Origin of the sequence: Salinibacter pepae, from assembly GCF_947077775.1 — a bacterium.
GTDB lineage: Bacteria > Bacteroidota > Rhodothermia > Rhodothermales > Salinibacteraceae > Salinibacter > Salinibacter pepae.
The window spans coordinates 862875-887252 of record NZ_CAMTTE010000001.1 but is presented as its reverse complement, the minus strand read 5'-3'; the positions used below and the strand labels follow the sequence as shown (position 1 = coordinate 887252).

The following is a 24378-nucleotide window of genomic DNA, read 5'->3' as shown; positions in this document are numbered from 1 at the left end:
CACGACATGAACCGGTTCCTTCTCCTTTTCGGCGTGGTCGCGCTCCTGGCCGCTGCCCTGTGGCCCGGAGGGGCCGCGGCACAGGACGACGAGCGGCAGCAACGGCTCCGCGCCATGGCGGCGGAGGCCGATCGGGCGTGGCGGGCCCAGCGGGCGGAGGTCCGCGCCTACGCGGAGGCGGCCGGCATTCCCGTCCGGACGGAATTTGAGGACGGGGGCGTCGCGGCCCTGCAACGCATCGAGAACGGGCGCCCGGTCTTCTACACCACGTACAACCGCGGCGGCGCCATCACCTCGTCGGTCGACGCGGTGCGGCCCGGCGGAAATCTTGGGCTGGCCCTGACCGGCGAGGCCCGGCGCCTCGGCATCTGGGACGGGGGACGGGTGCGGGCGACGCACCAGGAGTTTGGAGGCCGGGTGGAGCAGCAGGACGATCCGGCCGCGCTGAGCGGGCACGCGACCCACGTGGGCGGCACGATGGTGGCGGCCGGCGTGCGGGCCGAGGCGAAGGGAATGGCCTACAAAGCCCGCCTCGACGCGTACAGCTTCGGCAACGACAACGCAGAGATGGCCAACGCGGCGGCCGCGGGCCTCCGGGTGTCGAACCACTCGTACGGGCGAATTACGGGATGGCACCGCGGTACTTTCTGTGGCAGCCGCTCCGACTGGACGTGGTTTGGAAACCCCGACATTAGCCCCACGGAGGACTACCGATTTGGGTTCTACGGGCGCAACGCGAAGACCTGGGACGAATACGTCCGGACCTCGCGCCGCTACGTAATCGTGAAGTCCGCGGGGAACGAGCGCAATGATAGGCCGCCCTCCCAGCCCACCGAACACTTCATCTTTGATGAGAATGGGAACTGCACGACGTCCCAGCAGGAACGGGCCCCGGATGGCGGAGCGGACGGCTACGAGTCGCTGGGCAATGCCGCGACCGCCAAGAACATCCTCACCGTCGGTGCGGTGGAGGGCATCGAGGGCGGCTACGCGGCGCCGAGCGACGTGCAGATGTCGTCGTTCAGCAGCTGGGGCCCCACGGACGACGGCCGCCTCAAGCCCGACCTCGTGGCGAAGGGGGTAAGCGTGCTCTCGTCGTGGAGCGGGAGCGACACCGACTACCGATCCATTCCGGGAACGTCCATGTCGTCCCCCATGGTGAGCGGGTCGGTGGCGCTGTTGCAGGAGCACTACCGGTCGATTCACGGCCAGGACCCGTGGGCGTCGACGATCAAGTCGGTCCTGATTCACACCGCCGACGAGGCCGGGAATGCGGGTCCGGACTACAAGTTTGGGTGGGGCCTGATGAACGTGGAGCGGGCGGCCGAGCTAATGAGCAGGGATGGACGTCTCGGGGGCGGCGTCTACGTGCAGGAGCGCACCCTTTCGGAGGGCGAGACGCTCGCGTACCGCGTGTCGAGCGACGGGAGCGAGCCGCTTCGGACCAGCATCGCCTGGACGGACCCGGCCGGCACCGTCCCGTCGCGGCGGCTCGACCCGCGGGACCGGATGCTGGTAAACGACCTCAACGTACACGTCGAGGGCCCCGATGGCACCGTGCACCGGCCGTACGTCATGGACCCGGCCAATCCGGACCGGGCGGCGTCGACGGGGGACAACGAGCGCGACAACGTCGAGCAGGTGCTCGTGGAGAATGCGCAGGCGGGCCAGTATATCGTTCGGGTCTCGCACGATGGGGCCCTGAAGGGCGGGGCACAGGACCTGTCGATTGCCCTCACCGGGGGCGTGCCGGATGCGGCCGTGCCCCCGCCGGAAGAATTTGCGGCGGCCCCTACGGGGGACGGGGAGGTGGCCCTCACCTGGGATCGGCCTGCGGCCAGTCCGGAGGGGTACGACCTCTACCGTTCGCCCTCGCCCTTCGACGATGTCTCGAACGCGACGAAGGTGAACGGAGGGGCGCCCATCGACAGCACCAAAACGAGCTACGTCGACTCGGGCGTCACGGACGGATCGGCCTACTACTACCGCCTGGTCGCCCGGTACGGAAACGGCGGCGAACGTGCGCTCTCCGGGGAGGCAGCGGCGCATGCCCCGCCACTAAACGCCCCGACGGGGGTAGAGGTCGCGGCGGTCGGCAGCGACGACGCGACGATCGTCTGGGACGGGCTCGGGGCGAACCGGCTTTCCGGGTACCACCTCTACCGGTCGACCTCGTCGTTCACGGATACCACGTCGGCGACACGCGTCACCGATGCTCGACTGGATGCGTCGACGGGCACCTACACCGACCAGGGCCTTCAGGGGGGCGAGACCTACCACTACCGGGTGGTGCCCGTAGACGACTTCGGGGATTCGGGGCGGCTGTCGGCCGAAACCAGTGAGACACTGCTGCCGCCCCCACCGTCCGGGGTGACGGCAACGACCCAAGCGGTGGACGACGCGACGGAAGCGGTGCGTCTCGAGTGGTCGGCGCCCGAGGGCCGTGGCCCCAGCGGCTACCGCGTGTACCGGTCCCGCTCCCCGTCCGTGACGCCGGCGAGCGCGACCGAAGTGACCGAGGAGCCAATCGGCACCGCCGCGTACACGGACGCGGGGGGGACGATGGGCACGACCTACTACTACACGATCACTGCGCAGGCCGCTGACGGGCGGGAGAGCGAGGCGTCGGGCACAGTGGAGGCAACGCCCTCGAATCCCATTCCGGGCCGTCCCGGCGGTGTGACGGCCGCCGAGACCGAGGCCGGCACGGGAATCAAGGTGTCCTGGACGCCGGTCGACGCGGCGGACGTGCAACGCTACCGCGTGTACCGGGACACGAAGCCCCTTGCTGCGGATCAGGCCTCCGGGTTGACCCCGCACGGCAGCAGCACGGCGGAGGAGGCGTCGTTCGTCGACGCGGAGGCCGAGGAGGGCACCACGTACTACTACAGGATCACGGCCGTCGACCGGGCCGGGGGGGAGGGCGCTCTCTCTGCCCGGGCATTGCACTTCCTCTACCCGGAAACGGTGACGGCGGACATCGCGCGGTCGTTCGACGGGGCGAACGAGCCGGCGGACTACCGCCTGGTGGCCCTGCCCGGGGGAGAGTCGACGCCGCTCTCGGCGGCCATCGAGGGGGAGCCCGGCGTAGACTGGCAGGCCTATAAAGACGATGGGAGTGGGTTCAAAAAGTATGATCCCTCCGATCCGTTTTCGTTCGAGGCCGGGGCGGGGCTGTGGTTAACGAGCACCGACGACTGGTCCTACAACGCAACGGTTTCCACGATCAAACTGCGGGGCGACACGGCTTCGGCGGTTCCCCTGCGAAAGGGCTGGAACGTAATTGCCAACCCGCTGGGGACGGACGTGTCCTGGGCCGACGTCCAGGGCATGAACGACGGCGTGTCGACACCGCTCTGGGGGTTTGACCAGTCCTTTGAACGCCGGGCCGTATTTCGCTCCGCCCGAGCAGGGGAGGCGTTTTACTTTTTCAACAGGACGGATCAGGACACTCTTTTCGTGCCCCATCCTGATGCCCCCACTTCGATCACAACGACAGCCCAGAAGAAGGAACGACAGTCCCCCGGCACCATGATCGTGCGTGCGACCTCTCCGCGCGCGCCCGCCCTCTCTTCGTCCGTGCGGCTTGGTCTCGCGAAAAATGAAGAGGCGGAGCGCACTGTGGTGGCGCCCCCGGGACGGTTCGAGCCGATTAGTCTTCGCATTCAGGCACAGGACGCGCAGCAAACGGAGCGGGCGTCGTCTCTCATGGCGGCATCCCGCACGATGACGGGGGAGGGACGGACCTTTTCCCTACGGCTTCGTGCACGGAAGGGGGAGGCGCCGATCCGTATCACGGCCGATTCGCTCAATCAGGTGGGCGCCGAGGCCGTCTCGCTTCTCCATCCGGCGCGGGACAGAAGCTACGACCTCCAAAGAGACCCTGACGTATCCATCCGGCCGCGGGCCCAAGACGGAACGGTGCTCAGGGTCTCGATTGGGACGCACCAGTACGTGGAGGCCTCCGAGAAGGAAGTTCGCCCGGACGAGGTGAGCATGACCGTCTACCCGAACCCGGTAAATCGGCGCGGCACGATCGACTATACGCTCCCGGAGAAGCAGCGGGTTGAGCTGCGGGTGTACGACCTCCTCGGGCGAGAGGTGGCTACATTGGCCTCTGGGACCCGGCAAGCCGGCCGGCACCGCCTTTCACTGCCGATGGAGCAGCTGTCCAGTGGCGTGTACTTTGGGCGCTTGCAGACCGAAGGGGGGACGCGGACCCAGAAGATAACCGTCGTGCGGTGAGGCACGGCCGATGCAGGAGGGAATCTCCCTGAGCTTTCTCTGCAGTATTCCGGTTCACAGGGCCCATCCCGGAACGGGCACCCTACACGTCGGCCTCGGCATTCGGCATTGAGTGGGCCCGCCTTTCCCTGCCGATTCTTCTTTCGCAGCCTAGGTAGAACATGCTTTTGCAGTTGCGACTCGTTCAGCAAGGGCGCCTTCTGGGGCAGCCCGCGTCGAACATACTTGGGATCGCGGGACTGGCATTCGTCCTCGCACTGGGCGGCTGTGGCCTGGTCGGGGGAGGCGGAGATCCCCCGGAGGCACCGTCCGCGCTCAGGGTCACATCCGGGGCCGGAGAGGTGTCGGTGCGATGGGACGGGGTGGAAGAGGCAGATTCGTACAACGTCTACCGGACCCTTACCCCACAAGAGACACTCCCGAGCGAGCCTCAGGCCCAGGGCATTGCGGAGGCGAGACTCACGGACGGGGCGGTCGAGAACGGCCAGACGTACTACTACCGCGTCACGGCAGTCAACGACGATGGAGAGAGTGCCCCCTCCGACGATGAAGAAGCCACCCCCTTCCCCGGGCCCCCGGGGCCGCCCAATCCGTGAGTTCTCTCGGATGTGCCACGTAAGGACTGCTTGGGGCGGCTAGTACTGCGGCACGCTGTCGTCAATCTCCTCGCTCCAGGCAAGCACGCCGCCCTCCAGGTTCGAGGCGTCGTAGCCCTGCTCGCGCAGGAACGCGGTCGCCTCTGCCGAGCGCGCGCCCGAGCGGCAGTGCACGACAATCTCTTCCTCTGGGCCGGCGTCCAGCTCGTCGAGGCGGGCCTCGAGGTCGTCGACCGGGATGAGCTGGTCGGCGTCGAGGCTCGCGATCTCGGCCTCGTAGGGCTCGCGCACGTCGAGCACAAAGGGCGCGTCGCCCGCGTCGCGGCGCTGCTTGAGGTTGTGGACGGACGTTTCGGGGACGGCGTCGTCAGGGTCGGACACGTCAGAATCGGCGGTTCCGTTCGGGGAGGGCTCGTCGCTTTGCGGAATGCCGCAAAAGGCCTCGTAGTCGATCAGTTCCGTCACCGTCGGGGTGTCGCCGCAGACCGGGCAGTCGGGGTTCGTGGGCACGTTGACGGTGCGGAAGTCCATGTTGAGGGCGTCGGACATCAGCAGGCGCCCGACCAGCGGCTCGCCGACGCCGGTCAGCACCTTGATGACCTCGGTGGCCTGCAGCGTGCCGATGAAGCCGGGCAGGATGCCGAGCACGCCGCCCTCGGCGCAGGAGGGCACCAGGCCGGGTGGGGGCGGCTCCTCGTAGAGGCACCGGTAGCAGGGGCCGTCCTCGGTGGCAAAGACCGACACCTGCCCCTCGAAGCGGAAGATGGACGCGTACACGTTGGGCGTGCCCGTCATTACGCAGGCGTCGTTGACGAGGTAGCGGGTGGGGAAGTTGTCAGTCCCGTCGGCCACCACGTCGTACTGGTCGATGATGCCGAGCGCGTTGTCGCTCGTGAGGCGCACCTCGTGCGTCTCCACGTCGACGTGCGGGTTGAGGTCCTGCAGGCGCTCGGACGCGGCCTCCAGCTTGGGCCGGCCCACGTCGCTGGTGCCGTAGAGGATCTGGCGCTGGAGGTTGGAGGCCTCCACGCTGTCGAAGTCGACGAGACCGATGCGCCCGACGCCCGCCGCGGCGAGGTAGGTCGCGGCCGGGGAGCCGAGGCCGCCCGCCCCGACGAGCAGGACGGACGAATTCTTGAGTGCCTCCTGTCCCTCGCGCCCAAACTCGGGGAGCGTCAGGTGGCGGCTGTAGCGCTGCAACTCGTCCGGCGACAATTCAGCGTGTGTCTGGTCGGGGGCTGCGGTTGTGGTGGCCATCTGGGGAGTGAAGTAATGTGCCAGGACAGCGGAATTTCTGTACTGCGTGTCTCGTCGTGGTGCGCACAAGTCGACACGGCGCGGATACGAAGTACGGAATACGCACCACCAACCAGAATCAGGTCTATTCGTCCCGGTCGTGGCAGTGCAGTGAGATGTAGGCGTTCATCCGCCCGCAATCGAGGGCACGATGGAGACCTCGTCGCCCGGCTCCAGCGGGGTGTCCACGCCCTCCCCAAACCGCACGTCGTCGTCGCCGACGTAGATGTTCACGAACTGGCGCAGCTCATCGTCCTCGTCGTAGAGGTTGTCGGCGAGGCCGGGGTGCTGGTCGACGAGGGAGCGAAGGGCCGCGTCGACCGTCTCCGCCTCCACCTCGACGGTCGCCTGCCCGTCGGTGGCGGAGCGAAGGGGGGTCGGAATGCGGAGTGTGACGGTCGTGGTGTCGGTGGTGGGCATGGTAGGGCGTTGAAGGTTGGAAGGGTGAACGTTGAACGGTTGGGAACCGGCCTGCCGAGACTACAGAGCCTCGGGGTCGGGCCGGACGATGTCCTCGCGGTGAAATTCGGAGCGGTCCGGGGCGAGGGCCCAGGCGGTCAGGGCCTCCGGGGCGCCGTCGCAGACGGAGACGATGACGTAGGTGAAGCCGGGAAAGGTGGCCTCCTCCAGGTCCGTCTCTGAGGGGCGGGCCGGATGGTCGGGGTGGGAGTGGTACACGCCCACCACGTCGAGGCCCTGCTCCTGCGCCGCCGCGTCCGCCGTCCGGTAGTCGTCGGCCGTCAGCTCGTAGCGCCGTTCGCGATTCTCGGAGCGGCGGTTGGGGGCGCGGTGGAGGGCCGTCACGCGGTTGTCGCCGTCGTCCGTAACGGTGCCGAGCAGAAAGCCGCATCCTTCTTCGGGATAGGCGTCGGCGCCGCGCTGACGGATGGCGTCGAGGATCGGTTCGGTCGTTTCCATGCAGGGGCTGGGTCGGTGAAAGGGGAAGTGACGCGTGAGGGATGACGCGTGAGGCACGACGACGCTGCCGTTGCTCCATCCCGATCACGCCTCGCGTATCACTCTTCACGTATCACTCTTCATTCCAAAGGTCGTCGCTCAGGTACCGCGTGCCGGTGTCGCAGAGGATCGTGACCACGGTGCCGGCGTCGAGCGACCGGGCCACGTCGAGCGCGGCGGCCACGTTGGCCCCGGCCGAGGGGCCGACCAGCAGCCCGTCCTCCCGGGCCAGCCGGCGCGTCATGTCGACGGCCGCCTCGGTGGAGCACGTGCGGTGGGCGTCGGCGAGGTCCGGGGCGTAGATGCCGGGCACAATCGCCGTCTCCATGTGCTTTAGGCCCTCCAGGCCGTGCAGGGCCGTTTCCGGCTCCACGGCGACGCACCGAATCGACGCGTCGTGCGCCTTCAGGCGGCGCGTGACGCCCGTGAAGGTGCCAGTGGTGCCGAGGCCCGTCACGAAGTGGGACACCGCGCCGTCCGTCTGATCCACGATTTCCGCGCCGGTGCCGTCGTAGTGCGCCCGCCAGTTGGCGTCGTTGTTGTACTGGTCGGGATAGAAGTAGCGGTCCGGGTGGGCCTCGACCATCTCCTTCACGCGCCGCTGGGCGCCGTCCGTCCCCGCCATCGGGTCCGTCAGGATGAGTTCGGCCCCGTAGGCGCGCAGCACCTTCTTGCGCTCCGCGGAGGCGTTCTCGGGCAGGGCGAGGGCCACGTCCAGCCCCTTCGCCGCGCCAATCATCGCGTAGGCGATGCCCGTGTTGCCGCTCGTTGCGTCGATGAGCGTCTGGTCGGGGCGGAACGCGCCGGCGTCGAGCCCCGCCTCGACCATCCGGAGGGCGGGGCGATCCTTCACCGAGCCGCCAGGGTTGAGGTGCTCCGCCTTGCCGTAGACGGCCACGGAGTCCGGCAGGTCATCGGCCACGCGGTCGAGCCGCAGGAGGGGCGTCCGGCCGATGTCGTCGACCAGGGACGACGCGGCTGGGGCAGCCGTCGACGCGGATGAGGAGGCAGGGGCCGTGCTCATTGGTGTGGGGAAGGGGGCAAATAGAAAACGCCTCTCGCGGCGGGGCCGGAGAGGCGACGGGCGCTGGCAACAATGTCGGGCGCGGGCTTACCGTCCGGACTCAGGGACGGGACGCGGGGCGCCGACAGAACGCGGCCTCTCCGGGGGAGAACAACATCGACACCAACAACGACACCGCACGGCCTCGGGGGCCATCGTCGCGTACACCGCAATGGGACGACCGCGTCGGTACATGGTGAATGCTTCCCTGGAGAGGGTCATGCTGAAAATCCGCAATTTGATACTTAACGACACGCACGGGCGTTCCGGCCTGGAGGCCACTCGGCCCGCATCGTCACATTCTCGGGCGGGTCGGGGGTCCTGCCCGACGGCCCCGGGGTTAAATCTCGCCGGCCTCGGTAAGGGCCCGCACCTCTTCCACCCGCTCGGCAATGTCCTGCAGCTCCGCGTCGGACTTCCGCCGGACGTTGGCGAGCTGAAAGTTCATGCGCCGGTTGCCCGAGAAGGTCTCCTGATGCCGGTCCAGGAAGTTCCAGTAGAGCGAGGTGAAGGGGCAGGCCTCGTCCCCGACGGCCTCGTCCGGGTCGTAGCGGCAGTGCGAGCAGTAGTTGCTCATCCGGTTGATGTACTTCCCGGACGCCGTGTACGGCTTGGTGCCCACGGTGCCCCCGTCGGCGTACAGGGCCATCCCGACCATGTTGGGGGTGGAGACCCACTCCCAGGCGTCGATGTACATCGACTCGTGCCACTCGTTCATCTGCTGCGGGTCGATGCCGTAGAGCAGCCCGAAGAGCCCCATCACCATGAGGCGGGGGATGTGGTGGGCGTACGCGTGCTCCCGGACCTGCCCCGTGCACTCGCTCAGACACCGCATGTCCGTGTCGCCGGTCCAGTAGAACTCCGGAAGGTCTTCGGTGGCCTCCAGCGCGTTGCGGTCCACGTACTCGGGGGCGTGCAGCCAGTAGACGCCCCGCACGAACTCGCGCCAGCCGAGAATCTGGCGCACGAAGCCCTCCACGGCGTTGAGGGGGGCGTGGCCGTCGTGGTACGCCTCCTCGGCGGCCCGCACCGCGGTCATGGGGTCGAGCAGCTTCAGGTTCAGCGCACACGAGAGGCGCGAGTGGTAGAGGAAGGCCCGGCCCGTCCACATCGCGTCCTGGTACGTGCCAAAGTTCGGCAGCCGGTGCTCCACGAAATCCGCGAGGGCGGCCCGGGCCTGGGCGGGCGTCACCGGCCACCGAAAGGCGTCGAGCGCCCCCGGCGCGTCGGCAAACTGGGTGCGCACCAGGTCGAGCGCATCTTCGGTAATGGCGTCGCGCTCGAATGTGGGGCCCTCCGGCACCATGCCCGGCCCGTCCGCGCCGAAGCTCTCCTGGTTGTCGTCGTCGAAATTCCAGTCGCCCCCCACAGGGTCGCCGTCGTCGGTGACGAGGACATTGTATTCGCGGCGCCGCTCGCGGTAGAAGTATTCCAGCGTGAGCTCCTTCCGGCCGTCGGCCCACTGCTCGAAGGTCTCGTGGGTCGCCAGAAAATGGTCGTCGGCGTGCACGCGGAGCGGAACGCCCATGTCCTCGCACACGGCCTCGATCGCCTCCAACAACTCGTGTCGTCCCGGTTCGGTCATGGCGACGCGCTCGGGCTGATGCTCGGCGAGCTGCTGCCGCAGAAAGGCGGGGGCGTCCTCGGCCGCGGCCGGGGCGTCGGCCGGCTGGTAGTGGACGGTCCAGCCGTCGTCGCGCAGGTCCGCTCGGTGGTGGCGCATCGCCGCGAAGCCGAGGGCGAGGCGCTGCTTGTGCTCCGCGTATCGGTCCCGGTGCACGTCCGCCTCCGTCATCGCCACGGCGTCGCGGCCGGGGTCGGCCTCGTGCAGGACGGTGGCGTCGCGGTCAAGTTGGTCCCGGAGGACGAGAATCAGGGTACGCATGAGAACGCTGGGGAACTGGGGAGAAGCACAGGAGGCCGGCCGGTCAAATCTGCAGGGCAGCACCCGCCGTGAGGCAAGCCTGCGTGCAGTCTCGGGGGCGCGTCCCTTCGCCCTATCCGGGCCGCACGGTGCCGAGCCCGCCGTCCACGCCGATGACCTGCCCGGTGACCCAGTCGGTTTCGGGGTCGAGGAGCCACGTGACCGCCGGGGCCACGTCCTCGGGCGTGCCCACGCGGCCGAGGGCGTGCATCTTCTCGGACTGCTTCCGGCCCGCCTCGGAGCTGAGGATCTGCTCCGACATTTGACTCGTCGACCGCTCACCGCCGCCGATGAGGCCGGGGGCCACGGCGTTTACGCGAATGCCGCGGCCGGAGTAGGTGGCAGCGGCGGCCCGCATGAGGCCCGTGACGCCGCCCTTCGCCGCGGCGATCGCCTCGTGGTTCTTGAGGCCGGTGCGCGAGACGGCCGACGCCATGAGCACGATGGACCCGCCGCTGCGCATCATGGGACGGCCGGCCGCCTTCACGGTGTTGAAGGCCGTATCGAGGTTCTTCTCAATCTGGGTCCGGTACTCGTCGATGCTGGTAAGGTGGGCGGGCTTGAGGAGAACCGAGCCGACGAAGTTGACCACCCCGTCGAGGCCCCCGTACGTGTCGGTGGCATGCGACACGGCGGCCTGCACCTGCTCAAACTCGGTGGCGTCGAGGGGCATCGCGTCGCCGCCGGTGGCGGCCGCCAGGTCGTCCAGGTCGTCTTCCGAGCGGGCCCCGAGGACGAGCTGTGCGCCGTCGTCGGCGAGCCGATGGGCCACCTCGGACCCGATGCCGCCGGTGGCGCCGAGAAGGAGATAGACGGGAGAATCAGAAGCCATGGGCTAGAGAGGGAGCTATGAAGAGACGAACACTTCTCCAAACCCAATTCCCCGCCCAGGTTCGACGGGACGAATACATATTCGTGGATCGTTACGGCCCCGGGTGGGGGCCTCGTCACGGCGCGTCGGATCCGGGAGCCCGGAGCACCGCGTCGACGACGTGGATACGCCCATTCCCCGCCTCGATGTTGGCGTCGAGAATTAAGGTCCCGTCGATCCGGGCGCCGTCGGGGGCCGGGCGCAGCGAGAGCGTGTCGCCGCTCATCGGGACCACCGAGCGCGGCCCCGGCCGTCCGCCCACCGCAACGCGCCTCCCCACGACGTGGCGGGCAAGGAGGGCGCGAAGGCGGGCCCGATCCCCTGTCAGCACATCCGCGACGGGGCCGGCGGAGGCCGCCCCAAACGCGCCGTTCGGGGGAGCGAAAAGAGTGAAGGGGCCCTTGGTGGCCAGAAGGGAATCGAGGCCCGTAGAGTCGAGGGCGGCGCGCAGGGTCGAAAACCGATCGTCGGTCGTCAGCATGCGGGGGATGGTCGTGCTGTCGGCCCCCGGGGAACGGGAGGAAGCGGGGGGCGACGGCGTCGAGTCATCGGTCGCGTCCGGGGCACACGCCGCGAGGCCCAGCGCAAGCGCGACGACCAGGACGGCCGCTGTGGGCCGTCGACGGACGCATCGGATCAGCGTCTCCGTCCGTACAGGGGGCATCGGGACTTTAGGCAAACATCTGAGACGCATGACCGTCCCGGCCTGGGTCGGGCTTCATGCAGGCGGATGGGAACGAGGCCCCTACACCCTGAGGGCCGAGCAAGACGATTGGAAAGGGCGGCCGGCATCGGGACGGTCGCGGCCGGCGGGGCGGCACCGACTGCGGTCGTCGGGGGCCGGGAATACAGGCGAGGAGGCCCCCGATCCGGCGGGGCAAAAGAAAAAGCCCGATTGGACCGCCCAATCAGGCTTTCGGCTCCCCGGGCTGGATTCGAACCAGCAGCCCTGCGGTTAACAGCCGCATGCTCTACCGTTGAGCTACCGAGGAATTGGATCAAAAGTGGAGCGGGCAGCCGCCTCCCAAAATATCTGATTTGCGCAACGGCATGGTGCCGGGCCGGGTTCCAACCCTCCCGGGTGATTGCTGGGCTTTTGGCCCCGACTCGGCCCCTCTATGGCAGGGGATTGATTTTCTTTTCACGGGGGTGGTCGCTGCCGGGGGCGAGGGGGCGGCGCGGGCCTCGCGCTGCCTTACTGTTCAGGCGTGGGGCCCCCGTGGCGACGAAACCACTCCAGCACGTGGGCGGCCTTCGCGGCCAGGTGGCTCGGGCGGGCGGCGATGCTGTGGGAGGCCTCCGGGACGCGGACGAGCGCCGTCTCCACCTCTTGCAGCTTCAGGGCCTGGTAGAACTGCTCCGACTCCGACATCGGCGTGCGGTAGTCGTTGGCGCCGGTCAGTAGCATGGTGGGCGTCGTCACGTGGTCGACGTACGAGAGGGGCGAGCGGTCCATGTAGTGCTCCTCGTGGTTCCACGGCAGGCCGGGGAACCAGTACTTGACGCCGTAGGGGTACATGTCCGCCGTCAGCGCCCAGCTGTACCAGTTGATCACCGGCTTGGCGGCCACGGCGGCCCGGAAGCGATCGGTATGGCCCACAATCCAGGACGTCAGAACCCCGCCCCCGCTCCCACCCGTCACGTAGAGGCGGTCCTGATCCACGTAGCCCCGCTCCAGGACGGCGTCCACGCCAGACATCAGGTCGTCGTAGTCGTGCCCGGGATAGTCGTGGTGGATGGCGTTGCCGAAGTCCTGGCCGTAGCTGGTTGATCCGCGGGGGTTGGTGTAGAGCACCACGTAGCCGGCGGCGGCGTAGAGCTGCACCTCCGCGGAGAAGTAGGGGCCGTACGCGGCGAACGGGCCGCCGTGGATCTCCAAGATGAGCGGGTACTCCTCCGATGAATCGAAGCCCGGCGGGGTGACGATCCAGCCCTCGATCGTGCGGCCGTCGTGGGAGGATTCGTACGTGATCTGCTCGACGGAGCCAAGGTCGACCTGATCGAACAGATCGTCATTCAGGGCGGTGAGGACCTGTGCCTCGCGCCCGGCCTGGGCCACCGCCACGTCGGCGGGGCGCTGGGGCGTGGCGTGCGTGAAGGCCACCCGGCCGTTCGACGCGAGGCTAAAAGAGCCGCTCGTGTAGGGGCGGCCGATAGACGTGCCGCCCACGTGCTCCGCCACGACGCGACGTTCGCCGTCGAGCGTGATGCTACCGATCTTGGTCGACCCCTCATCCACGTACTGGAAGACGATGTGCTCCCCGTCGGCGGTGAACGTCGGGGTCTGGACGTCCCGGTCGAAGCCCTCGGTGAGGAGGCGGGCGTTGGTGCCATCGCGGTCCATGACGTACAGCTTGGTCACCTGGTAGCCCTGCTCGCGGTCGTCGAAGCCGGTGTAGGCGATCGTAGAGCCGTCCGGGGAGAGGGCCACATCGCCGTCCGGGCCCTGCCGGGTGGTGAGAGCGGTAACCGCGCCGCTTGTCACGTCCACGGCGTAGATCTCCGTGTTGAGCGGGTCGAGGCGCCGGTCCGCGTGGCGGTTGGCGCTGATCAGAAGCGTCTCGCCGTCGGGCGTCCAGGTGGGGGCGCCGCCGTGGTCGTAGGGCCCGGTTGTGATCTGTCGCGGGGTGCCGCCCGACGCCGATACGACAAAGAGCTGCGTGTGGCCCCGTTCGGTGTACCCGCCGCCGTCGGAGCGGTAGTAGGTCTGGTCGATGACGTCGGGCCGCTCGGCCCAGTCGGCCCCCTCCGGCGGGCTGGGCATGCGGGCGAAGGGCTCCGGCTCCGCCGGGACGAACATGGAGAAGGCCAGCCGGTCCCCCTCCGGCCCCCACGAGAGTCCACGCGGCGACTCCTCAAGCTGCGTGATCCGGGCGGTCTGGCCGGTGTCCATCCACCGCATGAAGACCTCGGCCCCGTCGCCCTCCGTGCCGGCCACGTACGCGACCCGATCGCCGCTGGGGGACCACCGGACCTGCGACGCGTTCGTCTCCGGGGCGGTGATCGGGCGGTGGCCGGAGCCGTCTGCGTTGACGATCCAGAGCCGGGAGGCCCGGCGGTCGTCCATCTTGTCCATGACGGTACGCGCATACACCACCCGGTCGCCGCTCGGCGAAATCTGCGGGTCCGCCGCGTACTCCAGATCAAAGACGTGCTCCAGGTCGAAGGCGAGGGAGTCCTGGGCGTACTGGGCCTGTGCGGGACTGCCGGACAGCGCGAGGCCGCCGAGAACGAGCCCGATGACTGCGAGAAGGCGCACACCACGCATGGGAGAGCAGGGCCGGTTGTGAAACGGGAATGAGCACCCGCAATGTATGAACTGGGGGCGGCGAGTGCGAGCCGCTGTCTTGGGGGGCGGTCGGGTGCGCGGTAATTTCAAGGAACATTTCAGGCGGTCGTAGGCGTTGGGTGGGCCCACATTTTGATGCCCGAGTGGCGGAATTGGTAGACGCGCGTGATTCAGGGTCACGTGGCCCTTGCGGCCGTGGAGGTTCGAGTCCTCTCTCGGGCACCCTTTGGTCCCGCTTGAACGCCCACAGACGGCGATTCAGGCGGGGCGTTCTATTCTGATTCTCGCCGCCCGTGCACGCACCGATGCGGGGCACACCGATCGTCGAAGGGGAGCTGGCACGGCCGCTGTCGGGGCCCAGTGTGCCGTGACGCGTTCTCGCAACGAACTTCTGCGGCGGAACGGCCGGCTGGTTCGCGCAACGGGGCGATTGCGCCGCGCAGGGGAGGGGGCTACGCGAGAGAGCAGACCGTCGGCTCCTCCGCTCTAGCAATGGTCCGACGCGGACGCTCCGGAGGCGGCGGGGTCCAGTCGGCCTGGGAGACAAACAGCGCAACCGTCGCCGCAATGCGGGCCTCCCTCGCGTAATCGGTCGTCTTCCCGAGCTTGGGCACAGCTTCTTTCTTGAGGTCCTCCGCGTCCACCTCCACCGCCTCGTCCGTGTCGACCGTCCGCGTTTCGGAAATCTCCCCCATCGCGGTCTCGATGCCCCTCGCCAGACTCCCCTGCCCCAAGGCGACCGCGACGGTTCTGCATGCGAGGTCCTCCCTTACGACGACGCCGATGAGCATCGGCGGGCCGTCCGTGGCGCTGTCCGTCCCCGGGTCATCCAGGTACACAAAAAGCCCGCGGTTCCGGCCGTCGGCCCCGCGTCCCAGGAAGACAAAGGGGCACCAGGCCCCCAGATCAAACGTATCGGGGCGAAGGCGAGGCGGGGGCGACACCTTTGCGGGAATCGTCTCGGTTGCGGTCGACGGGCGGTCGGAGAGGTCCAGCACGCACCGGTCGGGGCGCCACGCCGCGATGGCGGCAATGCGGTGGATGTCTTCGAACGCCTGGCCCGCGCCGACCGTCTCCGGGGCTGCGGCGTGACGGTTGCTTGCGATCGTGGCCGCAATCTCGCCGGCCGCAAAGCACCACCCGCTCCAGTCGGCGTGGCCCTCGGCCCCCTTGGTTTCGATCTTTCGGGCGTAGGTGTCCACGAGCCGGGGATATCGGGCCACGAGCGCGTCGTGAAGCCGCGTTGGGATTCCGAGGCAGGGGCCATCGGGCCCTGTGGGGCTGGATTCAGGCACGGGACGCAGAGTCTACGAAATCTGTCGTGGCACGACCCCTCGCCGCGCGGACGGAATTGCCACCACGCGGCAAATTGCTACGACGTGGCGGGGGCCGTGGCTGCCTCCTCCGCGCCGGCCTCCGTCCGGTAGTACTGATGGTACGTCGTGTAGGAGGTGGCCACCAGCACAAACGCCCCCCCAGGGAGGACGAGTGCCGTCGCCGGGTCGCCCGACGCCACATGCGCGATCATCGCCGAGACGATGCTGATCGTGAAGCCGGCGTAGGTCCACTCCTTGACCGTGCGGGCGAGTACCGAGCGGGGGAGGGGCGTCACGAGGGCCCCGGCCCCCAGAAGCTTCGCAATGCCGAGTTCGATTCGGAAGTAGTCCGGAAAGCCAAGCTGGGCGAACTTGGCGGCCATGTTCTCGGACACGAAGTACATTGTGCCGGAGCCGGCCATCATGAGCGCGAAAAGGACGGTCGATCCCCAGTAGGCGTATTTCTTCATCGGAAGGGTGGAGCGATGAGTGTACGAGTAGACGAATGTTTGAGCGCTTGCCGAGCTTCCTGTTTGCGGGGCCCTGTGCCCGCCGTGCCGTTTGCGGAGCCCCGGAGCACGAGGACCACAATCAGGCAGGCGGTGGGCTGCCCCACTCCTCTACGGAAGGTGGGTTTCACGGCAGACCAGGCGGTATCTGGAAATTATTGCATCGGGTGCTTCTCAACGAAGGCCCTGTGCACCAGACGACGGCATCCCTCAAGGGGATCACCGCAACGCCCGACGGCATTCCGGCTGCGGTACACCCGTCGCCGTATTTTCACTGCAGTAGCCCTGACCGCCCAAGACCAGGGGCTGACCAGGTCCGCTCCGTGTGCCTCTGCGGGCCGTAACCGTCCGCCCGGTCCCTTGTCAGTGTACCGCCGCCGAGCCCGGCTGCCGTTGTGGGGACCGACCCCTCACAATCACTTCGGGACGCCTCCGAAGCTGTCTTTGAGCGGGAGGCCGAGACCCCGCTTCGCAGCCCCGACAGGTTTACATCCGAGAGCAGGACCCATGCACCCATCGTCTTGAACGGGGGCGTCGCTTTCCCGTGACCGGCCGGTTCATCAGCCGCTGAACGGAAGGAAGGCTCGGGAAACGTGTGGCCTAGAAGAGAACAACCGAAGAGACGGTCCAAATGTGTAAAAAAGTAAAATAAGAGCTCTTTCCAAAAACACTCGGTTGACCTTCTCTCATCTCTACACTTGCAGGACGGGAAGTTAAACCTTAAAAACGTAAGTAAATAAGCAAAACTATGAAACGTCGCTTCAAGGTTTTGTCCACGGTACTATTGGCGGTTCTCATTGCGGCTGGTTGCTCAAGCAGGATTGGGGACTTCACAACGGTCTCCACGAAAAACGTGAATATGAATGCTGAGTATCAGAAGGTCGGTTCGACGGAAGGATCAGACGGTGCTGTTCTCATCGGGCAACCCGACCTGAAAACTGCCGTAGACAATGCGCTTGAAAATGCGGGATCAAATACGAGGTACTTGACCAATGCTCGCATCATTGGTACAAGTTACCCATTTTACTCGAAGATCACTGTAGAGGGGGATGCCTGGAAGCCGGTCAGTGGTGCCGACGCCGAAGGGGAGATCTACCGCCTCAAGGAGACGAAAAAAGGCAAGTTCCTCATCAGCGAGGACGGGTCCGAGAAGATAGAGGTGTTTGAGTCTGGCAAAGTTGATTCTGAAGTCGCTGATTCCAAGAGCCGGTAAGCGAACATGGGGACAACCGATTGGCGTCCCCGATCGGTTCGACCCGGCCCGAGCTGACTCACCCGCCGGAAGACAGGACGTTTCGTGGGTGAAAGTACCCAACCTTTAGTCCTGAGGGCCCGGCGCCTGAACGGGTACCATCACGAGAGACCCCGTCGTCCAGCCTCCGTTTTGTTCTGGGCGGCGGGGATCTCTCTTTTGGGCCTTCAGCCTTCGGCAGTCCTCTCCTTTCCGTGGTGCACCCGACGGCCACCTGGCCCGTCGAACACGACGCAGGGTCAAAGGTCCAATGTCTTGGCGTTCCACTGTCCGGTCCCCAAGCACTTGGCCGCCGAATCCCCCGTCCTCAACCCCCAAGGGCAATCAACTGACCCGGACTCATGACTCAGGCACAGCAGTGGCTTGTCGGCCAACTTGGCGTTCTCGTCGCGTTCGTCGGTGTCGTAGCGCAGGCCCTGATCCGGAAGGGAATGGCCGCCTTCCACCTGCCGTGGAGGCAAGCCGGGGCCGAAGGGGGGCGGTGTGGGGCCTCTCGGTTGCCGCCATCGGGACGGCGGTCACGCTGGGGCAGTTCTTTCGGGGAGCGGTGGACCTGTCTTGTCACCGCATGCCGGAAGGCATGGGGCGCTGGGTGTACCCCGCGTTCGCGGTGGTCGGCCCGTAGGCGGGCCTTGCAAATCTGGTGCTCCTGGCCCTGGAGGTGGGCCTCTGAGATGATCCGGCGGGCCGAGAGGGGCACGGCGCCGGACATTGCCGATGACGCCCAGGGAGTCGCTCCACCGGCGGACGCGTCTGCCCCAGCGTCAGAAACGGGGGCTGGCCTCAACAACCAGACCGAGCCCACATGTGGGGGACCATGTGTAGGGTATGCACGCGTAGTTTTCGACGCTGTCCGTCCGCCCGCACCTGACGCTTGATGGACCTTTTTGCCTGGAAGACCCTCTCCTTTCCGGTCGTCTCTGCGGCATTCGGGGCCTCGGCCCTACTCATCGCCGTCGTCGGAACGCGGATGACCCGGGCCGCCGACCGCCTCGCCGACGAAACCGGTCTCGGAGAGGCGATCTTCGGGGCCGTCCTGCTGGGCAGTACCACCTCCATTGCCGGCATCACGACGTCCGTGACGGCCGCGGTGGACGGGCTTCCGTCCCTGGCCATCAGCAACGCCATTGGCGGGATCGCCGCCCAGACCGTTTTCCTTGCGGTGGCGGACATGGCCTACCGGCCCGCGAATCTCGAACACGCTGCCGCCTCTGTCGAGAACCTCCTGCAGGGCGCCCTGCTGTCGACCCTCCTGGCGATTCCCCTGCTCGGAATGGCCGGACCGCGCCTCGACCTGTTCGGGATCCACCCTGCCTCCGTGCTGCTGGTTGCGGGCTACCTCTACGGCATTCACCTCGTGGCCGAGGCCCGGTCGACCCCGTACTGGATGGCGCGCCAAACCGACAAGACCCGCCAGGACACCGGAGCGGAGGGCCGCGAGTCGGCCGCCCTCTCGACGCTCTGGTTGGAGTTCGTGGCCCTGTCCCTCGTGGTCGGCGCCGCCGGATACGTGATCGCCAAGACGGGCGGGCAGGTGGCCGCCCGGACGGGCCTCTCCGAAGGGCTCGTCGGCGGGCTCATGACGGCCGTGTCCACCTCGCTCCCGGAACTGGTCACGTCGGTGGCGGCGGTGCGGCGTGGGGCGCTGACCCTCGCCGTCGGGGGCATCATTGGCGGCAACAGCTTCGATGTCCTGTTCGTGGCCTTTTCGGATGTTGGCTACCAGGAGGGCTCGATCTACCACGCCATGACCGAGCAGCAGGTGTTCATCATTGCCCTCACGCTTCTCCTGACGGGCATTTTGCTGATGGGCCTCCTGCGCCGCGAGCGCCGGGGGGCCTTCGGAATCGGATTCGAGAGCTTCCTGGCGCTGGTGCTCTACTTCGGCGCGTTCGGGCTTTTGTTTGTGTGAGAATTGTTTGTGTGAGAATGGCGTGCGTCGGGGCGGAGGCACCCTCCGTGGGCGCATCCGAGAGCAGGGCCTGCATTCTCGCCTTCTCGGCGGCCCGCCCTTCAGCCGCCGAGTGACGCGGCCGGATCCTTGTGCCTTGCGCCCGGCAGTGCTCTGTAGCCCACCCCTGGTGGCGCCGTCTCACCGCCGGCGCACGGGCACCTCGTTGTACCAGTTCATCCCCGACCCGCCGTTCGACCCCGCGTCGTAGACGTACCCGTACGCCGTCGGGGACGACGTCCCTTTCGAGACCGGCTGCCCCCGGACCCACTGCGCGTCGACGCTGTCGACCTGTACCGTGGCGGGCGCCCAGGAGCCGCGCTCGTCGCTGCGGGTGTGGTAGAGGGAGCCGGTTTGCGCTTCGATAAACAGGACGTGGACCGATGATCCGAGGGCAACGGCGTCGGCCCCGACCTGATCGGAGTCGGCGGCGCTCTGGGCGACCGCTCGTTCGGTGACCTGCACCGGCGGGCTGAGTCGCCCCTCCGCGTCTGCGCGCCGCGCCCACAGCGTGCCGTCGGCCCGGCGGTAGAGAAGGACCGTCGTATTCGTCTCCGGGAGGTGCACCAGCGGGAGCACGGAGCCGACGTCCGTCACGGCCGTCCCCAGGCTGGAGGAGACCCGCTGGGGGGACGTGAGGCGGCCGTCGGGCCGAATGCGGCGGTACCACGCCGTCCCGTCGCGGCGCGTGTACGCGAGGTGCACCGTGTCGTCCGCGCCGCGTGCCAGCTGCGGCCCCGAACGGGCATCGCCCGCCCCGCCAGAGATCGGTTTCCGATCGCCCCACGTTCCCTCAGGACTGCGGATGCTGTAGTGAAGGTGCTCCGGCCCCCCGTACACCCCGACGAGGCTGCCGTCCGACCGGGCGGCGACCGAGGCGACCTGCACGGGGGGCGCGCCGGGCGTGGCCACCGTGTCGTCCCGCACGGCCCACGCGTCCGGAGTGCGCGGGTGGTCCGTGGTCCGGAAGGCGTGGTGCAGCACGCCCGCATCGATCTGGTGGAGCATGTGAATCGTTCCGTCGTGGACGGCCGAGGCAAATCCTTCCAGGTCGCCCGCCACGGGGCGGTTGGCGCCGTCCACCTCCCGCCACGTCCGCCCGCCGTCGGTCGACTTCACGGTCATCAACTTGTTGTAGGACTCCGCCGGTTCCATGAGAAAATACAGGCTGCCGTCGGAGGCCTCCCAGGGCCCGAGGCGGCCCGGGGTCTCGGGGTACGTGCCGCCCAGGAGCCGGGGGGGCACGGAGGCCGTCACCTCAGGCGTTGCGGGGGCGGGCAGCGGACGCCCCTTCACGTCCACCAGCCGGAACTCAAACCGATCGCCCGGCTCGTTGGTCACGGCCCCGTCCGCGTAGCGTCGGATCACCAGCGGCCACGCCCACTCGCTCTGCACCCCGTGATCCGGGAGGGCGGGGCCCGTGCCGGAGAGGGCAATGCCTTTTCCACCCGCGTACGACGCCGTGGAGCCGTCGAGCAGGTCGGCGGCGTCTGCGCGATCGGCGTAGGCGGCGGAGACGACGCTCACCCGAGGGGTGACCTCCGACGGGGCGTAGGGAAAGTCGGCGGCCGGCACCGGGCGCCACGCCCCGCCGTTGCGGCGGTACTGGAGGCGAAAGCGCTCCACGAACGGCGCGTCCGGGGGCGTCTCCACCTCGAACCGAAGCCGGAACGGCGCCTCGACCGGCAGCGTCACGGACTGGTTCGTCGGCCCCGCCCAGCCCCGGTCGGCGTTGAGGCCGGCGCCGATGTCCGAGCGCACCCGGAAGGCGGTCTGGCGGGCAGGCGAGGTGTCCTCCGTCTCGCCGGGGGCATCGGCGCTGGTCGCGCAGCCAGACGCCGCCCCGAGGATGAGGCCCAGCAGGGCGGGGCACAGAAGAGTCGCAATGGGATGGGCGGAAGCGGGCGTCATGAAAAGGAGGGAGGTGGGGGCAGAGCGGTTCAGAAGGGGGCGCCACGGCCTGGCCGGAACGCAGGGGAGCCGCTGGGTCGAAGAAGGGCGTTTTCCCGAAAAGCGATCGGGAAGGGGAAAGAGCCGACGGGCTGTTGGGGCTACGGCCGCGTGTAGTCGAGGGTGTTCTCGTGGGTGCGCTCCGGCCGGTGGGCCGGCGGCCGCTCGATCATGCGGCTGGGCCCGCCGTCGCCGGGCCGCACGAGGTCGAAGGCGTCGTAGGGCGCGCCGGTGGCCGTGTAGGCACGGAACTGGATCGTGTCCGCCCCGACGCGCACCACCTGGTAGAGCTGCGTGTTTTCCCCGCCGCGCTCCATCTCGACGCCGTCGAAATCCTCCCACCGGTCGGGCTTGATCTCGTACATCTTCGCGCCGCTGACGGAGTTGACGTACACGGTGCCGCCCTCCGGCGACCGGGCGCTCACGCCTTGCTTCAGGTTCTTCGTCTGGCCGCGGGCGTAGGTGTGGTCGTGGCCCTGCAGGACGAGATCCACGCTGTACGCGTCGAAGAGCGGCCGCCACGCCTCGCGGAGCTGCTTGTTGTTTCGGCCCTCGCCGGAGGAGAACATCGGGTGGTGGAAGGTGACGACCGTCCAACGGATGCTTGGATCCTGCTCCGCCTCCCGGAGCGTCGACCGCAGCCACTCGGTCTGGGTGCGCAGCACTTCCGCGTCCATCTTGGCCGCCTCCGAGTTGAGGCCGACGACACGCATGCCCTGATAGTCGAGGTGGTAGACCGTCTCCTTCACCCCGTCCGGCCCGTTCTCGGGAAAGGCGAACTGGGGATGCCAGTGGACCGAGAGCTGCTCCGGGCTTTCCTTCTCGACCTCCATGAGGAAGTGGCCGGTCAGCGTAGTTTCGTCGACGGACACGTCCCGGAGGGGGAACTCCTGGCCATACTCACTGACGAGGGAGGCGCTGTAGCCGGATCCGCCGTTCTCAATCTTGAGGGTGCCCACGTACTCGCCGTTGTCGACGTTGTAGGCCCAGTCGCCGGCCGGGGAGCGGTCGCTCGACGGCGTGGCCCCGCTGTTGGTGGCCTCCAGCGGCTCGGGGTTGCCGTCCGGCTCCAGGATGGTGCCGGTCATCTCCTGGCCGTTGGCCTCCACCTCGACCTGGAAAGTGTCGCGCGCCCGCCACGTGCGGTGGCCCGCGTACTCGTGGTTGCCGGGCACCGCGATGTTTGGGACCATGCTCTGGATGAACCCCCCTGCGGCGTTCCAGTGGCCCCACTCGACGTTCCGGTGGGCGTTGTCGACCAGGTCGCCGGCGTGGAGCAGAAAGGCCATCTCGGGCGCGTCGGTGTAGGCCTGCCGGATGAGGCGGGACCAGTGGGAGCGCACGTTGTTCTGCGCATCTCCGACGTAGACGAAGGAGAAGGGCTCCGGCTGCTGGCTGGCGGTGCGGGCGTGAAACCACTCGCTCCAGCGCTCGCCATCGCCGACGCGGTACGCGTAGAGGGTGTCGGCCGTGAGGCCCTTGAAGGTGACGGAGTGGTAGTTGACGTTTGCGTGTTCGCCGGTCACCTTGTGGGCGTGGAGGTCCTGGGTCTCCGCCTCAACGGTACGGGCTTGGGTATAGAAGGAGGGGCCGCCCGTGGCCGGGGCGACCTGGGCCTTCGCGCCCGTGACGGTGCTGTCAGTGCGCCAGGTGACGCTCAGCGACGAGGACGGATCCGCCGCGTGGCTCAGCACGACGCGGTCGGGGTAGGGCCCAGGCAGGGTCGAGGGCAGCTGGGGCGGCTCTGCCGACGTAGGCTGGGTCGTGTCCTCGGCCTCCGCCGCCGAGCCCGACGAGGGCGTCGAGCAGGCGGTCGCCAGCAGGCCCAGCGGCAGCAGGAGTAATACGCAGACGAGAAGGGGCGCGTCGAATCGTTGCATAAGTGGGCTTTGCTTCGGCAAAGTGAAGAGAAAAAACAACACGCTGCCCCTTTCCTCCGGGCGGGAAGGGAGGGGGGGCGTGCTGGAGCCCGACTCAATCTCAGAGATGACGTTTGGGGGCCCATCGGCAGCCCCACCGACACGGGGCGGCCGCTGAGGTGATGACCGCTGAGGTGATGAAAGGAAGGCTCATTTCCCCGGCGCATCCGACCTCCGATGCGTTGGTCCGGTTCTGCACCATCAGGGCCGGCTGGGTGAGAAGGTGCTCAAGTTGGTCGCCGGCGTTGATGTCCACCGTCGTGCGGGCCTTCACCCACGTGTCGTTGACCTGCCTGTCCGCCAGCCCCAAGAGGCAGTCGCCGCGGCGGTTGATGGCCACGCGTGCCTGAAACCCGCTCTTCTGGAAGTACGGAACGATGTTGTACACCAGATTGGACTGTGGGAAGAACGGCAGGCCTCCCCGATCGGGCACGTCGACTTCGGAGTCGGTCCCCGTCACGTTCGAGTTCCCACCGAGTCCGCTGAGGGAAGACGGAAGGAACGTGAACGGCTGCTGATACGCGGCCCCCAGGCCCAGCACCGTGACGAGGTCCGCGTTCTCGGGCTGTGTGACCTCGACTTCGTCGATCGGCCCGTTGACTCCCGGGACGTCAAACGGGCCGTCCGTGTCTCTGCGAACGTCCTCGTAGATCGCATTGTCGATCCGCTTGCAGAGCCCGGCCAGCGACACCAGTCCGCCGTTCGTGAAGTAATACTCGGTACTGAGGTCAAAATTCATGGATCGGTAGGGGGCCGGATCCGGATTCTGTTCCTGGTGCTCCGGTTCGTTCTGCTGAACGGCATATCATGGTAAAAAGCTGAGTTCACCTGGCTGGAAACTCGGTGTTTTCATACCTTTATGACTGCGCTCAAAACCTTCAAAAGCTGATCGGGGGACGAGTGCGCAGCCGAGATGCAGCAAGCGGCGTCACACCTCTAGTGAGCTGCCGGGCGAGTGCGGTCCCGTGGGGCTGGACGCTTGGGCCGTTTCGCGTGCCCCGACGCCAGGCGAGGTCCGCGGCATTGATGACCTGCAGGACCGGTACCCTGGCGTGCTGAAAATCCTTGAGACCTGGTTTATCCACTACAAGGGGGCGGAGAGCCGGTCACGCGGAGTTGGAGGGGGGGAAGCCGCCCGGTCGGTTGTACGAGAGGCCGCCCGCCGGTACGCCGGACCGGCCGGTCGCTAGGCGGCCCCCTCGCAGAAGTGCCACCGGCTGGAGACAACACCCCGGAAGAC

Annotated in this window: 18 protein-coding genes and 2 tRNA genes; 6 read left to right on the top strand and 14 right to left on the bottom strand. The window is 67.8% G+C overall.

Features of this window, described 5'->3' with window-relative positions; translation table 11 throughout:
- The first annotated feature begins 6 nt into the window (after positions 1-6).
- Together OJA40_RS03765 and OJA40_RS03760 are read left to right on the top strand one after the other, a co-directional pair.
- Positions 7-4245 (top strand): S8 family serine peptidase, encoded by a 4239-nt coding sequence (locus tag OJA40_RS03765; protein WP_263809970.1) that lies wholly within the window; start codon positions 7-9, stop codon positions 4243-4245.
- 161 nt (positions 4246-4406) lie between these two features.
- Positions 4407-4841 carry a fibronectin type III domain-containing protein gene (locus OJA40_RS03760; protein WP_263809336.1) on the top strand — a complete coding sequence of 145 codons (435 nt, stop codon included), beginning with the start codon at positions 4407-4409 and terminating at the stop codon, positions 4839-4841.
- Positions 4842-4880: 39 nt separating this feature from the next.
- On the opposite strand, the gene moeB is transcribed toward OJA40_RS03760, so the two are convergent.
- From moeB to OJA40_RS03715, 9 genes are all read right to left on the bottom strand, one after another.
- Positions 4881-6098: a molybdopterin-synthase adenylyltransferase MoeB gene (gene moeB / locus OJA40_RS03755; RefSeq protein ID WP_263809969.1), complete on the bottom strand. Its 1218-nt coding sequence runs from the start codon at positions 6096-6098 to the stop codon at positions 4881-4883.
- A 165-nt stretch (positions 6099-6263) separates the two neighbouring features.
- Positions 6264-6557, bottom strand: a complete 294-nt coding sequence (locus OJA40_RS03750) for a ubiquitin-like small modifier protein 1 (protein WP_208427647.1) — start codon at positions 6555-6557, stop codon at positions 6264-6266.
- Between the two features lie 60 nt (positions 6558-6617).
- Complete coding sequence (locus tag OJA40_RS03745) at positions 6618-7055, bottom strand: M67 family metallopeptidase (RefSeq protein WP_263809968.1); 438 nt, start codon at positions 7053-7055, stop codon at positions 6618-6620.
- A 112-nt stretch (positions 7056-7167) separates the two neighbouring features.
- Positions 7168-8118 (bottom strand): PLP-dependent cysteine synthase family protein, encoded by a 951-nt coding sequence (locus tag OJA40_RS03740; protein WP_263809967.1) that lies wholly within the window; start codon positions 8116-8118, stop codon positions 7168-7170.
- A gap of 379 nt (positions 8119-8497) precedes the next feature.
- Positions 8498-10042: a cryptochrome/photolyase family protein gene (locus OJA40_RS03735; protein WP_263809966.1), complete on the bottom strand. Its 1545-nt coding sequence runs from the start codon at positions 10040-10042 to the stop codon at positions 8498-8500.
- Between the two features lie 112 nt (positions 10043-10154).
- A complete protein-coding gene (locus tag OJA40_RS03730; RefSeq protein WP_263809331.1) occupies positions 10155-10913 on the bottom strand; it encodes an SDR family NAD(P)-dependent oxidoreductase in 759 nt (252 codons plus the stop codon).
- 115 nt (positions 10914-11028) lie between these two features.
- Positions 11029-11616 carry a fasciclin domain-containing protein gene (locus OJA40_RS03725; protein ID WP_263809965.1) on the bottom strand — a complete coding sequence of 196 codons (588 nt, stop codon included), beginning with the start codon at positions 11614-11616 and terminating at the stop codon, positions 11029-11031.
- Positions 11617-11872: 256 nt separating this feature from the next.
- A tRNA-Asn gene (locus OJA40_RS03720) sits at positions 11873-11944 on the bottom strand.
- Positions 11945-12147: 203 nt separating this feature from the next.
- Positions 12148-14220, bottom strand: a complete 2073-nt coding sequence (locus OJA40_RS03715) for a prolyl oligopeptidase family serine peptidase (RefSeq protein ID WP_263809964.1) — start codon at positions 14218-14220, stop codon at positions 12148-12150.
- Positions 14221-14378: 158 nt separating this feature from the next.
- Here OJA40_RS03715 and OJA40_RS03710 point away from each other — a divergent pair.
- Positions 14379-14463: transfer RNA gene (locus tag OJA40_RS03710), tRNA-Leu, on the top strand.
- Between the two features lie 230 nt (positions 14464-14693).
- On the opposite strand, the gene OJA40_RS03705 is transcribed toward OJA40_RS03710, so the two are convergent.
- On the bottom strand, positions 14694-15464 hold the full coding sequence (locus OJA40_RS03705) for a hypothetical protein (protein WP_263809963.1): 771 nt from the start codon (positions 15462-15464) through the stop codon (positions 14694-14696).
- Positions 15465-15613: 149 nt separating this feature from the next.
- Positions 15614-16027, bottom strand: a complete 414-nt coding sequence (locus OJA40_RS03700) for a DoxX family protein (RefSeq protein ID WP_208427324.1) — start codon at positions 16025-16027, stop codon at positions 15614-15616.
- A 787-nt stretch (positions 16028-16814) separates the two neighbouring features.
- Here OJA40_RS03700 and OJA40_RS03695 point away from each other — a divergent pair.
- From OJA40_RS03695 to OJA40_RS03685, 3 genes are all read left to right on the top strand, one after another.
- Positions 16815-17279 (top strand): hypothetical protein, encoded by a 465-nt coding sequence (locus OJA40_RS03695; protein WP_208427323.1) that lies wholly within the window; start codon positions 16815-16817, stop codon positions 17277-17279.
- Positions 17280-17769: 490 nt separating this feature from the next.
- Positions 17770-17943, top strand: coding sequence for a hypothetical protein (locus OJA40_RS03690; RefSeq protein WP_208427322.1), 174 nt, complete (start codon positions 17770-17772; stop codon positions 17941-17943).
- A 252-nt stretch (positions 17944-18195) separates the two neighbouring features.
- Positions 18196-19230, top strand: a complete 1035-nt coding sequence (locus tag OJA40_RS03685; protein ID WP_208427321.1) for a sodium:calcium antiporter — start codon at positions 18196-18198, stop codon at positions 19228-19230.
- A gap of 180 nt (positions 19231-19410) precedes the next feature.
- On the opposite strand, the gene OJA40_RS03680 is transcribed toward OJA40_RS03685, so the two are convergent.
- The 3 genes from OJA40_RS03680 to OJA40_RS03670 form a co-directional block, all read right to left on the bottom strand.
- Positions 19411-21180 carry a sialidase family protein gene (locus tag OJA40_RS03680; protein WP_208427320.1) on the bottom strand — a complete coding sequence of 590 codons (1770 nt, stop codon included), beginning with the start codon at positions 21178-21180 and terminating at the stop codon, positions 19411-19413.
- A 140-nt stretch (positions 21181-21320) separates the two neighbouring features.
- The gene (locus tag OJA40_RS03675; protein WP_208427724.1) at positions 21321-23099 is read right to left on the bottom strand and encodes a fibronectin type III domain-containing protein; all 1779 of its coding nucleotides are present in this window, start codon (positions 23097-23099) and stop codon (positions 21321-21323) included.
- Positions 23100-23199: 100 nt separating this feature from the next.
- Positions 23200-23877: a TonB-dependent receptor gene (locus OJA40_RS03670; protein ID WP_263809962.1), complete on the bottom strand. Its 678-nt coding sequence runs from the start codon at positions 23875-23877 to the stop codon at positions 23200-23202.
- Positions 23878-24378: the final 501 nt, after the last annotated feature.